The organism is Candidatus Kryptoniota bacterium (assembly GCA_036567965.1).
Lineage (GTDB): Bacteria > Bacteroidota > Ignavibacteria > Kryptoniales > JAKASW01 > JAKASW01.
Map to the genome: position 1 here is coordinate 1 of DATCTN010000010.1, position 12,208 is coordinate 12,208.

The 12,208-nt window shown below is 50.3% G+C and carries 12 protein-coding genes; 8 read left to right on the top strand and 4 right to left on the bottom strand.

The window, feature by feature from the left end; translation table 11 throughout:
• The 8 genes from VIS48_03695 to VIS48_03730 all read left to right on the top strand — a co-directional run.
• Positions 1 to 251 (top strand): DUF4402 domain-containing protein (locus VIS48_03695; protein HEY9165246.1); only part of this gene is annotated, 251 nt, incomplete at its 5' end.
• A gap of 83 nt (positions 252 to 334) precedes the next feature.
• Positions 335 to 829, top strand: coding sequence for a DUF4402 domain-containing protein (locus tag VIS48_03700; protein ID HEY9165247.1), 495 nt, complete (start codon positions 335 to 337; stop codon positions 827 to 829).
• A gap of 47 nt (positions 830 to 876) precedes the next feature.
• Positions 877 to 1,437, top strand: a complete 561-nt coding sequence (locus VIS48_03705; GenBank protein ID HEY9165248.1) for a DUF4402 domain-containing protein — start codon at positions 877 to 879, stop codon at positions 1,435 to 1,437.
• A gap of 347 nt (positions 1,438 to 1,784) precedes the next feature.
• Complete coding sequence (locus tag VIS48_03710; GenBank protein HEY9165249.1) at positions 1,785 to 2,696, top strand: hypothetical protein; 912 nt, start codon at positions 1,785 to 1,787, stop codon at positions 2,694 to 2,696.
• A gap of 39 nt (positions 2,697 to 2,735) precedes the next feature.
• Positions 2,736 to 3,557: a hypothetical protein gene (locus VIS48_03715; GenBank protein HEY9165250.1), complete on the top strand. Its 822-nt coding sequence runs from the start codon at positions 2,736 to 2,738 to the stop codon at positions 3,555 to 3,557.
• Between the two features lie 41 nt (positions 3,558 to 3,598).
• A complete protein-coding gene (locus tag VIS48_03720; GenBank protein HEY9165251.1) occupies positions 3,599 to 6,997 on the top strand; it encodes an SPOR domain-containing protein in 3,399 nt (1,132 codons plus the stop codon).
• A 163-nt stretch (positions 6,998 to 7,160) separates the two neighbouring features.
• Entirely contained in the window at positions 7,161 to 7,595 is a 435-nt protein-coding gene (locus tag VIS48_03725; protein HEY9165252.1) for a hypothetical protein, read from the top strand.
• Between the two features lie 166 nt (positions 7,596 to 7,761).
• Positions 7,762 to 8,235, top strand: coding sequence for a hypothetical protein (locus VIS48_03730; GenBank protein ID HEY9165253.1), 474 nt, complete (start codon positions 7,762 to 7,764; stop codon positions 8,233 to 8,235).
• A gap of 75 nt (positions 8,236 to 8,310) precedes the next feature.
• Here the strand turns inward: VIS48_03730 and VIS48_03735 are convergent, their stop codons facing one another.
• From VIS48_03735 to nirK, 4 genes are read right to left on the bottom strand one after another with little or no spacing between them, the layout of a single operon-like run.
• Positions 8,311 to 9,219 (bottom strand): hemerythrin domain-containing protein, encoded by a 909-nt coding sequence (locus VIS48_03735; protein ID HEY9165254.1) that lies wholly within the window; start codon positions 9,217 to 9,219, stop codon positions 8,311 to 8,313.
• 24 nt (positions 9,220 to 9,243) lie between these two features.
• Positions 9,244 to 9,924, bottom strand: coding sequence for an SCO family protein (locus tag VIS48_03740; protein HEY9165255.1), 681 nt, complete (start codon positions 9,922 to 9,924; stop codon positions 9,244 to 9,246).
• Positions 9,921 to 10,631 carry a formylglycine-generating enzyme family protein gene (locus VIS48_03745; GenBank protein ID HEY9165256.1) on the bottom strand — a complete coding sequence of 237 codons (711 nt, stop codon included), beginning with the start codon at positions 10,629 to 10,631 and terminating at the stop codon, positions 9,921 to 9,923. The genes VIS48_03740 and VIS48_03745 overlap by 4 nt, the downstream gene beginning before the upstream one ends.
• A gap of 2 nt (positions 10,632 to 10,633) precedes the next feature.
• Positions 10,634 to 12,127 (bottom strand): copper-containing nitrite reductase, encoded by a 1,494-nt coding sequence (gene nirK, locus VIS48_03750; GenBank protein ID HEY9165257.1) that lies wholly within the window; start codon positions 12,125 to 12,127, stop codon positions 10,634 to 10,636.
• Positions 12,128 to 12,208 lie beyond the last annotated feature (81 nt).

The following is a 12,208-nucleotide window of genomic DNA, read 5'->3' on the forward strand; positions in this document are numbered from 1 at the left end:
ACGGAGCGACGGTTTCTCTGACCGGACCCGGCACTGCACTTACGTTCACTCCGAGTGTGGTCGGCGCCAATTCTTCCAGCAACCAATCGAGTGCTACCAGCGTTGCGTCGGGGTCAACCGTAACGACGAGCGGATCGACGGGGAGCGCGGGACACTACTATTTCTGGCTCGGCGGCTCGCTTGCGGCGATACCTGCGGCGCAGACACCAGGCAGCTACAGCGGATCTTTCACTCTGACTGTTAACTACTAAAAATAAAAGTTCTTGAAAAATCAGGACCTCCCGTGATTAGGTCGAACAAACACACTCCAAGTAGGAAAGAAGGCTTAGCAGCAGTGCTAAGCCTTCTCGTTCTTGGCTTGTCGCAAGCTGCTGCAGCACAGACATCCGGGAATACAAATACGAACGTGTCCGCAGCGGTTGTGACGGGTGTATCGATTGTTCTGACAGGAGGAGCGGACGGAATTGGAGACATTGATTTCGGTCTGGTATCGCCTAACCAAACTGTTTCCATAAATGCTAACTCGAACGCTTCAGCAGGACTGTATACGGTAACCGGTGGGCCGGGTTCAATCATGACCGTGATTTTCACATCGCCATCACTCACGCTCTCAGACGGTCTCGGAAATCAATTGTCTTTTACTCCGCAGCTAGTTGGTGCTCAGCTCTCCACATCACAGGGAACCGCGGCTTCAGTTGCAAACAACAGCCATGTGACTCTGGGCGGGACGGGCCATTACTATTTATGGCTCGGCGGCTCTATTACAATCCCAAACGGCCAGGCAGGGGGGACATACACCGGGACATTCAACTTGACGGTTTCATATTGATGGAGTGGAAAGATTTGTCAATGCTTGCTATTTTGGAATCAGTTAGAATGGAACTTGAACCATTTGGACGCTTGGTTGGCAAGTTGATACGGAAAAGAACTCTTGTTGTCCTTCTTCCGCTCATTGGGATTTTTGACTGCCCAATCGCATTTGGTCAGTCTTCCTTCACTCAATCGCCTTCGGTTTCCATTGGAATCGCGCAGGGATTGAGTGCGTACACGAACACTAACTTGAATTTCGGCACGGTCGTATCGGGAGCCGGAACATATTCGGTTGCAGTAACAAGCGCGAGTGCGGGAGAAGTCACAATCCAAGGGCAATGGAACACAACGGTGTATGTGACTCTCACTCCGCCTGCGTCCTTGACGAACGGGGTTAACACCATACCATATACTCCGCGAGCTGCATTTGACAATTCCGCCGATAATCCGGCCGCATCGACCGAATGGATTCCGCCAACCGGCAGACAAACAGGATTCAGACTCCGGGCGAATCATGCAGGGCAATCAGGGCAGGCTTTCGTATATATTTTCGGCTCAATCAATGTTGGAAGCGTTCCGCCGGGGACCTACAGCGGGACATACGTCGTAGCAGTTTCATATTTCTAGGATGTTACTGAGAGGAGAGCTAATGAGTTGCTCAGGCGGACAAGTAAGAGTTCCTTTCAAATCGGTGATTCGATTTGTACGGATCTGTTGCGCATATTTGGTTTCGATCCCATTAAGCGTTGGGAGTACGATCTGTGCTAAATTTGAGATGCAACCTCGTACAGAGCTGATCCTTCAGCATTCAATGATCGAAGTAGACCGTGATGTCCCTGCGAGATTTCCGGGTTCCCGCTTGACGTATGTCGATTGCATTTCTTTTGCAGAAGGTGAAGAGAGGATCGATTGATTGTGGCGATAGACATGATATTCATCGTCGAGGAGATGTGATGATTTTGAGGATTAAGAAAATGAGACCAAATTCGGTACTTTTGCTTATGTCGTGCGCGGTATTGCTGTCCGAATCAATTGCGCTGGCGCAGGCTCCGACCATCTCAATAATCTCAAATCTGAACTTTGGGACAAATCTCACCGGTAGCACGACAATCAATTACAATAATGCCAGTGCGTCTGAATTTTCGGTGCAATGGCCTACTTATCCGGCGAGCGAACCCAACACTGTTACTTTCACGCTGCCCGGCTACCTGACCGACTCGTACGGCGATCAACTGCCAATCACTTTCAACTCCACTAACTATGGCGCCTATCGTGTCGGAACGAACAGTCCCACAGGTGCGACCACATTCAATCCCGTAAGCGGCCTGAGTGCCAATGCGGGTGCGGCGGCCCACACCACTTACTTCTGGATCGGTGGACAAATAAACCCCAGCGCCAATTACACAGCAGCCACCTACACAGGTACAATAACAGTGACGCTAGTCGTTACCGTCAACGGTACTCCGTACACCACGAGCCAGTCCTTCACTGCAACTGCATCGCTGTCGGGAAGCGTATCACTTTCCGCGACCGGATCGTTAGCGTTCGGGGTAATTGTGGCTGGAACGTCGCCGCCCGTACTAGACCCGAAAGCGGCTGGAGCACCGATGTTCACCGCAACGGGCGTTCGTACCACCAGCACTGTCCAGTACGCGAGCAGCTCGACTTTGAATGATGGGTATGGCCACACGTTGACTTTCACACCGAGTGTCAACGGGTCAAGCACAACCCAGGCGGCATCGGCAGCGATCGCATCCGGGAGCAGGCTCGGCAGCACGAGCGGTGGTAGATTCTATTTCTGGCTGGGTGGTACACTCAGTGCGCTTCCCGCCAACCAACCGGCTGGCAACTACAACGGAGTGTTCGCTCTTAGGATCACGTATTGAACGATTGAGATGGAAGCTTCTCTTAACTAAATTACGACTATGAAAAAGACCATATTACTCATATTGGCCATGGCAGCCTTTTCCTCGACGCGGGCTCAGGTTGTCGTGGCTCCTACTATTCTCTTCATGGGCGACCAGGACAGGTTCGGGACCTTCATCGTGATGAATCGATCGAATGTCCCTCAGGAAATCTCAATTTCGTTCAGGTTCGGATTCCCGGATTCCGATCCGGCAGGAAACATCTTCATGCAGTATAACGATAGCGCGATGGCAAGAGCGCATTCCTGTCAGCCGTGGTTGAAAGGATTTCCGCAAAAGTTCATTATTAATCCCGGTCAGCAGCAGGTGGTCAGGTTGCTTGCTTCCCCGCCTTCTGATCTCACGGACGGTGAATACTGGACAAGACTTGTCACTAGTTCGACGCCGCAATCGACGGTCATCGATACCGTTCGCACCGGAATTACGGCAAACATTACATTCGTTCTTCAACAGGTGACGACTGTGGTATACAAGAGAGGCCACGTTGTTACCAATGTGACTCTCCCGGATGTTCGAGTGGCACCTGATTCCGCATCGATGAGTATTTTTGCCACCGTGCGAAGGGAAGGGAACGCGCCTTTTTTCGGCAAGATATCAGTCACAGTGAAGGATCGTGTGGGCAACAGTATTTTCAATCAGGACGAATTGATCGCCGTGTACAATGATTCGATGCTTATCAGGTTTCCGGTTCCGCTTTCGAGTCTGCCGGAGGGAACATATACGATCGACGTAACACTCAGTTCGGAACGAACAGATATATCCGAGGATAACTTGCTTAAGGTTCCGTCACTCGAAAAGAAGACGACCTTTTCGGTCCCCTGATGCTAAACATGACGGAACACGGAAGGGTCGATAAGACTTGAATGGATCGACAGATCTGCAAGAGACTTTTATTATCAGCGGCAATCCTAATCGCCGTCTCTGCCGCTCCTGGTAGGGTTGCGGCACAGGGCTCCGGCCAGAAACCGGACGCACAAGAAATATATTTGTCTTTCAATTACAGCGGGCTGGTCAACACTTTCATTACCTGCCTTTATTACAAAGACTCCGTCTATCTTCCCATAGGAACTATCTTCAAGCAACTCAGGGTCGATAGGGAAATTGACATGAAGACGAGAACGATTAAGGGGTTCTTCATAGATGCCAGCGACCCATATGTGATCGATTTTATCAATCACACAGCACAAGCCGGAACTCGACAGATCAAATTCGACAGCTCGCAGATTATTGTCGGAGATCTCGATTTCTATATGCTCCCATCATTATTCAGGAGACTGTTCGACCTGAGTTTTTCCACCGACATCAACGCACTCAGTCTCACTCTGAATACAGACCTGGAGCTCCCGGTCGTAAAGGATTATCAGAGGGAGGCGCGGCGTAACTTTCTAATAACCGCACCACAGTCTTCTCTTATCCAGGCGGAACTCCTTTATCCCCGCAAGCGATCGTGGTTGAATGGAGGTATTCTCGACTATTCGGTTTCCAGTTTCTTCGGGGCGGGCCAATCGGCCTACAGTTATTCATTGACAGGAGGTGCCGAGGTGTTGGGTGGTGATGCGCAGGGAAGCGTCTTAGGAAGCGTCTCACGCGGCATGTCCAACCTTTACTCGAGCAATCTTAGCTGGAAATATGCGTTCGATTCGAGCAGGTACATCAGCATGGCAGGGGTCGGAAATCTCTATTCAGAAGGCTTGGCTCAGTACGGATTCCGCGGGGTCCAGGTCACGAATGAACCAGTTACTGTCAGGACCTATTTCAGCAAGTATGAGATCACAGCTAAGACAACTCCCAACTGGGACGTGGAATTGTACCTGAACGGTCAGCTCGTCGGCTACCAGCGAGCGGATGCAGGCGGCGAAGCACATTTCAGCATACCGCTGGTCTATGGTACTTCGTACCTCCAACTTAAGTATTACGGACCGAGCGGTGAATTCCAGGAAACAGATAAACGTCTTCAGATACCGTTCACATTCGTGCCGAGTGGCGAGGTCGACTACTCAATCTCTGCTGGCAAGCTGAACAATACCGATTATGATCTCCTTGAGGGGAACGTGATAGTCGGTCTCACCGATTGGATGACTGACAAGCTTGGGACGGATTATGTCAATAGCCCTTACTATTCAAAACCGGCTTTTTACAATTCGCTCTCGATGAGATTCAGTCCGGAGTACATGCTAAGTATAGACGCTTCACCGTCCGCATTCTACAGGGCCACATTCAATGCGCTCTACCCGTCGCAATCGGCCTTTGACCTTATGTTCGCGCGATATGCAAGCAACCTGCTTTACAACCCCGGCGGAAGAGACCAGGAACTTCAGGGAGACATGTACTTTCCGATTTCATTTGAAGGTGGCGGCGTAAGTCTCAGGGCAGCCGGCGACGCGCTCCAATATCTTTCGGGCCAGAAGACATATAGCTATTCGCTATATGCGAGCACGGGCGTTTCACAATTCAACTTCGCACTCGGATATGTGGGCTCTGAAATCGATTTCGGTGCCGGCTTGTTCCAGAGAAGCAATTCATTAACTGCTTCTCTTCTCTATTCTCTCTTCTTCGGCCAGGGAGCGTTTGATTTCCTGAACGGCTCGCTCGTAAACACAACGGCAAGGTATGGAGTGCTCAAGAACTCAATTGACGATATCCAATTCGAAATATCCAAGAATGTCCAGCAATACATCAGAGTTGGGATCGCCGCGGAAAGGGATTTTGTAAACAGATTCACGAGTTTTAATCTTCAGATAATCGCCGACCTTCCATTTACGCGTTCAACTACGACTGCCCAAACTCAGCAGGGAAATAGCTGGTTCAGTGAGAACGTTTCGGGCGCGGTCGGGTTCGATGCCAACTACAGGAACTTTGTTTTCAACGATCAGCAGTGGGTGGGGCATTCGGCTTCGTCGATGCGAATGTTCGTCGACAATAACGGCAACGGCAAGTACGATCCCGGAGAAGCAGTGATCCAAGATGGAGCAGTAACCCTCCGGCAGGGCGTTGCATCCGAAACGTCCCAAAACGGTGTGATCAGAGAGTGGAACCTGCTCCCTTATACCCAGTACAGCGCAGATATCGATATAGCTTCGATAAAGAATCCACTCTGGATACCGAGGCAAAAGTCGTTCTCGTTTGTCACTGATCCGGAATCATACAAGAGAATCGACATACCTTTCTTTGTAGGAGGGATAGTCGACGGTTCGGTGGTCAAGCTGGAAGGCGGATATGAAACAGCAATTCCGGGTTTGACAATCGAGGTGAAGTCACTGGGATCAACTCTTCAGAAGACGCTCTCCGTGTTCAACGACGGGAGCTTTTACTATATGGGTTTGCCGCCTGGGGATTACGAGGCTTATGTTGACTCGAGCCAGCTTTCGATTCTCGGTGTCTATGCCGAGCCTGCGATAATCAGGTTCCAGGTGAAGCCCACAAAGGACGGAGATTATGTCGAAGGCCTCAAGATGGTGCTCCAGGACAAAGTCCCTCCTTCCACAGGCGCGCTGATGAAGCCTCCTGAGAAAGAGATAGCTTCGGCCGCGCCGGCCACTAAGTACGTCGTTCAGATCGGTGCTTTCACCGAAAAGGAAAACGCGCAGGCTTTTGCAAGACTCGCGCGGGACAGATCAGGAATAACCCTTAGCGTCTCGGTGAACCCTGTCTCGAATCTGTATGTCGTTCAAACCGATTCCTTCGGCACGAAGCAGGACGCGCTCGACAGGCTGGACGTTTTTATGAATCACCTTGATTACGACGACGCGTTTCTGGTTTGCCTGAGGGGAGGTCATTGTATTTATACTTTCTCCGTGCATTTGGCAGCGTTCCAATCGCTGGGCGCGGCCGCCGAATACTCGGAAGTCATGCGCAAGGATATAGGCATGACGCCGACGATCCAACTCAACAGGACGACGCGCATGTTCTCTGTGGTTCTGGGGCCATTCGAGAATGAGGGACAGGCGACTGCGATGTCTGACCGCCTAAAAAAGGTCGGCGGGTACGAGAGCGCATTTGTGGTTATCTCAGGGCAGAGCGAAGTTCCGAAGATGTACGCCGTTTCGTTGGGATCATTTCCGAACAGGAATTCCGCGGACGAGTTCGCCGATGAATTCAGACAAAGAACGGGTCTCATCGCACTAGTCGACTTCGATGGAAAGAAAATGCGGTTTATCGACTTCACCCCCACTTATCAGACTGACAGCGAGGCAATGAAAATTCTCGATAAGATAAGGTCATTCAAGGGCTATACATCAGCCCAACTGATATCACTACCCTAATATTCGCCTTCCTTCCACTTCTACCTAAGACGGACAGGACATTTTTTTACCCATCCCCTCGTAATCCGTTCCGCTATTCGAGTACCTTTTACTGATTTACCTTAAGGATTCGTCAGTTATAATAACCGCTTGATAAGACTAAATCGCGTGGATATAGATGCTTATGATGAGATATATTTTGGGGTCGCGTCTTTTTGAGTTTGGCGTCCTATTAGAGCATAGAGTCTCAGAATATGATGACAAACTTGAAACACATAGAACTCCTTCTCCTGTTGATAGGATGCATGGTAGCGGGTCAACCGCACAGGCGCAGGTGAGATCGACCGCTACGGTGAAGTTGACCGTGTTGCCGGCGCCCGGAATGAATTTCACGCAATCGGGTGTGACGGGGGTTAAGGATGGGGGATCTTCAGCTTTTGTATCGCAGAGCGAGTCTCAGATTACATTCAGCGGTACCGGGAATGTCAGGGTCAAAATAGATTCCAGAATCCCCGAATTGGGATCCGTTATACATTTCAGAACCCCTAGCGAGAAAAGATTCACTGCTGCCGACATGATAGACGTCACGGAAGTCCAGATCGTTTATCCTGGGAGTTGACCTCAACCAGTTTCGTTTCCTTCCTCTTTTCATCATTCCTCCGTGAGAAATCTGTAACCCAACTTTACATTAATGTAATGATCTGACCATCCGCAGACATTTGACTGTCTATTTAGGGCTGGTTCAGCCGGGTAATTTGGCATGATAAATGTAAAACATATATCAAATGGCAGACTACGTAATTACATCGGACTTTTTGAGAATCTTTGAGACTGTGAAGATCTCATTCGTTCTGACTGACAGCGAAATGAATCTCCTCTACGCTAACAGATACGCTAGAGAAACCCTACCGCTGAACCTGAAATTAGGGAAGAAGCTTGATGTCGAGAGCTTCTTGCAGAATGAAGACTCGATGGCGTTCGAGAGCTTGATAAACGAATGCAGGAAGCAAGGAGAGAGCACGGGGATTTTCAAGCAGAGGCAGGCGGACAAATACTACAAGGTGAAGGCATATTCCTTACGGAACAAAGAAGAGGAAATCGTCTTTCACTTCGAGGACGTTTCGCAATCCAGAATTCTTGAGAATCAATTATACGAGCATCTCCTGGATCTATACAGCCAGCTCGAAATGCGGGAACGCGAGATCGCGAACTTGAGAGCCGGCATGCTTCGGACACGCGAGACCAGCTCCGGATTTTAGAGACTTTCACAACTCTTAGAAGTCATGCGAGTGACGTTGATGTCCCCCTATATCGGGGGACATCCAAACACCACCTCACACACTCCTGAACCCCTCGAAACACACTCTGAAGATCTCTCCCCTTTCGGTCCCGGTCAATTTCCCACTGATCATAGGATACAATATCATTTCCTCTTTTTTGTTGTGGACGACCAGGCGACTTATCAGTGACTTGGTGGTTGCCGTGATTTCGCTCTCTTTCATCTGATCCGGCGGATCCGATATAAGTGAGACTATCACTTTGTGTTCCTGTATCATCACCTGCACGGGTCCCGCCCCGCCTGTCTTAGTGCTTTCTTCAAAAGCAGGGAACAGAACCGTCTCTTCCAGTTCTATGTGCTTGAGAAGCTGCTTCCTGAAACTCGAGTAATGTTCTCGAATCTTGCCGCCGGATCTCACTGGGTCGATGACGTAAGAAATATTCATGTCGATCCGCTTGTGATCGAGCTCGAAGAGTGCCGTGAGATCGGACCTTTTCTTCTCAGCTTCGAGCCGATGAGCCGTCTCTATCAGCGATTGGAATTGTTCGGGTTTGAGATATTTTTCCAGTGCCGGCATCAGACAAGTTTCTTCTTCATCGAAGTGCGACTTTAGCAGAGACGTGAAATTGTGCGCCTCAGTTGTAATCATCACGACGTCCCTCGTGGTGAGGCCGCGGTGGATCAACCCAAGTACGTGTTTGAGTTCGACGTGCTCGAGGACCAAATCCTGCACAAATTTCTTATCGTTTGAGGCGGCATACAGAGTTATCTCTTCGGCATCCGCATGCGGCAGAAGATACTCGCCGCAATAGGAAAGGAGCAGGGACGCATCCGGCGGATTTTCGACTGTGAGATCGGCTAGCTGGAGTATTGTCCTGATAAGTTTCTCGTGATGAGCATGAAGTTTTTCATGCGGATTCATCAGGCGTCCGGCAGTACGAGTAGATTCTATTGCGTTCTCCATTTTAATTCATCCTTTCTGATGTGACTAGTTGCCGCTGACTCGAGAATGGCTCTCGATCGCGTTTACAATATCATTTACAGACTCAGTCAGTCCGGCATGCCTGAAGACGATCTCACCCTCTTCATTCAAGAGAGCGATCTGACTCGAATGGAGGAAAGAACCATCACTTTTCTTTTTGTAGCGTACTCCGAGAAGAGCAGCCAGAGTCCTGATGTCAAAGCTTCGGCCCGTAAGGAGATGCCAGTTTGTTCCGAGGAGCAACTGTTGATTTGCTAAATTTCTCAGCGCGGACGGATTGTCTCTTGCCGGATCGATCGATACGAGCACAAACTCTACTCTTTCAGCCAGATCGGACGGCATAGCTTTCTCCACGAGTTTAAGATCGTTTATTGTGAGCGGACAAGCATAGGTGCAATGAGAATAGAACATGGCGATGAGGGACAGCTTCCCCCTGAAATCGGAAATTCTAACTGGCATCCCGTTCTGGTCTTTCCACTTCGAGTCGATCTGGAAGATCGAACTGTCGCTTGAGTTATCAGAGTTGCCCATTTCGACACAGCACATTTCCTTCGTTGTTGTGCTATCCGTGTTTGCCGATTGTCTGGACTTTTCACTTCCACGAATGCTGTGGTTAGTGAGATAAGTTGCGCCGGCCGTGGTCAGCACGACGGCCGCAAGAATCTTGAAAAGGAGAAGTCTTTTCATTTTGTCACCTTAACTATTTCATTTACGTTTCTGACACATCGGAATCCGAGATTTGGAAGACAATAGGTTGCCTTAAGCGCACTTCTGAATGCAAATCTCAGGAACGCCGCATAATCGGATGGATCGGTCACATTCACTGAGCCGCCGCCGCAGGTGAGGATAGATGAGCCGTCACCCGAATCCTGTGACTCCTCATCCGGAAGAAGGCTGTTGAAATCTTCAACCCACTCCCAAAGGTTACAATTAATTGAATTGAACATTCGCTGCTTCATGGCGAATTCCCATTGATCTACTGTCGGCAGTCTTTTGTGCGCCCATTCAGCGTAAGCTCTTGCGGCAAACCATGACACGTATGTCACTGGCGCGGAGAGATCTTTGTGACTGCAGGGATGGAGATCGTCGGTCCAATCCCTAAGGTAGCTTTTGTCTGCAAATACCGATCTGATCTGTGACTTCCTCCATCGCGGATTCGACTTTACAAAGTTGAGGAATTCGCCATTCGTGATCGGCTGTGCATCCATCAAATAGGTCGGGACGAAGACTTTGGTTTTACCGTTGTCGAGTTTTGAGAACGGGACATAACTTCCGCTTTTCACGGTAATCATCTGCTTGCCTGAAGGGTGAGCCGGGTGCTCGCCTGCGTCAGAGGCCGGAGCAGCCGCGAGAAGAATCGTCAAAACGGTTGCAATCGTTTTTGGACGGAGCATCGTTATTTCCCTTCGTTGAACGTTATCAGCTTCTTCCCGCGCATCTGATCAACTTCCGTGGTCGACACCGGACCCATCTTATTGCCGAAACTACTCCTCACGTATGTCAGGACTGCCGCGATCTGTTTATCGTTCAATGGCTGCGGGGGCATCGTGTTGTTGAAGGTTCTGCCGTTGACTACGATGGTCCCGGTGTGGCCGTGGAGGACAAAATCGATGGTCTTGTCCTTGTTGCTCCTCAGGAAGTCCGACCCCGCGAGCGGTGGGAAGACGCCAGGAATTCCCTGACCGTTTGCCTGATGACATGCGATGCAGGTTCTACCGAAAATCTGCTGGCCGCCTTCATCGGATGCGGATTCAACCGGCTGTACCTTGTCGCCTTGAATTGTCTCAGCCTGGTCGTCTTGGGGAGAAGCGGATTCCGAGGTTCCGGACGACTCCTGCCCAAGATAAATCTCGTCTTCCTCCTTGCCTGAGTATGTCATGGGATTGTCTGACCCACTGACTACCAACTGGCCCGCCGCACCTTTGTTGAATGCCCGAAAGATGGAGTGGTCCACGATGCTGTACGTGCCGGGCACTTCTGTCTTGAATTCAACTATCGCAGCGCCTCCTGCAGGGATCAATGTCGTCTGGACATTCTGTTGATTCACTTCTGATCCCCCCTCGCCGTACACTCTGTCGAAAACTTCTCCGATCACATGAAAGGAGGAACTCAAGTTTGGTCCGATATTGCCGACGTACAACCGGACCGTCTGGCCCGTTTCAGCAGTCAGCGCGTTCTTTCCCACGAGCGATCCAACTGATCCGTTAAACACGACATAGGTTGGTCGCTCGTCGAGCGCCTTCTGCAGATCGAATTGCTGAAGGCCCGGGTCTCCGAATGCCCCCGAAGTATAGAACTCGCTCTGCATTATGTAATATTCCTTGTCGACAGCGGGCATGGCGTTCTTTGGCTGCACGAGGATCAAGCCGTACATCCCGTTGGCTATGTGCATCGGGACCGGAGGCGTAGCGCAGTGATAAACAAACAGTCCGGGATGAAGGGCTGTGAAACTAAAAACCGAAGTATGCCCGGGAGGCGTGATGGAAGCAGCTGCTCCGCCGCCGGGACCGATGACGGCGTGCAAATCGATGTTGTGTGCCATCATGTTCGAGGGATCGTTGCTCAGGTGGACTTCCACCAGATCACCTTCTCTCACACGTATCATGGGACCAGGAACAGTGCCGTTGAATGTCCAGAATTGATATTGCACACCATCGGCCAGCCTTCCGATCAGCTCCTTCGTGAATAAATGGACGATCACTTTCGAGGGATGGTCCCGCGTAATTGGCGGCGGGACGTTCGGGGCGGAAGTAATGACAGCTTCCTCCGTTCCATCAACTTCAGTTGTGTAGCCCGTGTTACAGCCGGAATTCGCTAGAATCAGCATCGATACAAGTACAATCGGCATGGTCGAAAGAAAAAAAGAGGCAGGTCTCTCTATTTTTCTCATGATACGATCTTCCTTTCGTTTGTGTTGTCCGGTGGAAGGCCGCAGGACGGACGGCGGCATAGATTTAGGACAAAAACCTCC

What these genes read in the sequence shown, in the direction of transcription:
- VIS48_03705 (HEY9165248.1), top strand. Translation starts at nt 877, where the DNA reads ATGGAACTTGAACCATTTGGACGCTTGGTTGGCAAGTTGATACGGAAA.
- VIS48_03710 (HEY9165249.1), top strand. Translation starts at nt 1,785, where the DNA reads ATGAGACCAAATTCGGTACTTTTGCTTATGTCGTGCGCGGTATTGCTG.
- VIS48_03715 (HEY9165250.1), top strand. Translation starts at nt 2,736, where the DNA reads ATGAAAAAGACCATATTACTCATATTGGCCATGGCAGCCTTTTCCTCG.
- VIS48_03720 (HEY9165251.1), top strand. Translation starts at nt 3,599, where the DNA reads ATGGATCGACAGATCTGCAAGAGACTTTTATTATCAGCGGCAATCCTA.
- VIS48_03725 (HEY9165252.1), top strand. Translation starts at nt 7,161, where the DNA reads ATGATGAGATATATTTTGGGGTCGCGTCTTTTTGAGTTTGGCGTCCTA.
- VIS48_03730 (HEY9165253.1), top strand. Translation starts at nt 7,762, where the DNA reads ATGGCAGACTACGTAATTACATCGGACTTTTTGAGAATCTTTGAGACT.
- VIS48_03735 (HEY9165254.1), bottom strand. Translation starts at nt 9,219, where the DNA reads ATGGAGAACGCAATAGAATCTACTCGTACTGCCGGACGCCTGATGAAT.
- VIS48_03740 (HEY9165255.1), bottom strand. Translation starts at nt 9,924, where the DNA reads ATGAAAAGACTTCTCCTTTTCAAGATTCTTGCGGCCGTCGTGCTGACC.
- VIS48_03745 (HEY9165256.1), bottom strand. Translation starts at nt 10,631, where the DNA reads ATGCTCCGTCCAAAAACGATTGCAACCGTTTTGACGATTCTTCTCGCG.
- nirK (HEY9165257.1), bottom strand. Translation starts at nt 12,127, where the DNA reads ATGAGAAAAATAGAGAGACCTGCCTCTTTTTTTCTTTCGACCATGCCG.